At 58.1% G+C, this 344-nt stretch carries 1 pseudogene; it reads right to left on the bottom strand.

Features of this window, described 5'->3' with window-relative positions:
• A pseudogene (locus AUR66_RS17710) lies at positions 1–318 on the bottom strand (hypothetical protein); the annotation flags it as partial.
• Between the last annotated feature and the right edge of the window lie 26 nt (positions 319–344).

The following is a 344-nucleotide window of genomic DNA, read 5'->3' as shown; positions in this document are numbered from 1 at the left end:
GATGACGTAAGCTGCCATTATCCCGAGGACCGTTGACATGAGCGCGGTCACGATGGCAATCGGCAGGCTGACGAAGAAGAACGCGTCGAAGAACGGACTCGCCATGAACTCGTGGAACCACCGAAGCGAGATTCCGGATGGAGGGAACGCTTGTGATTCCGTCGGACTAAACGAGATAGCAACGACGATGACGATCGGTAAGACGAGGACACCGAATCCAAGCGATAAGAGCCCGTAGTAGAGAGCCTTACCAGCGTAGACCGCTGCGGACGAGAGCGACCGGGAGTTCCGGCCGGTCAGCAGAGTCATCAGTCCCATTGTTGCACCCCCATGCGGTCGCGGAC

This window comes from Haloferax profundi, assembly GCF_001469865.1.
GTDB classification, from domain to species: domain Archaea; phylum Halobacteriota; class Halobacteria; order Halobacteriales; family Haloferacaceae; genus Haloferax; species Haloferax profundi.
Note: the sequence above shows the minus strand (reverse complement) of the source record. Positions and strands in the feature narration are given on the sequence as shown.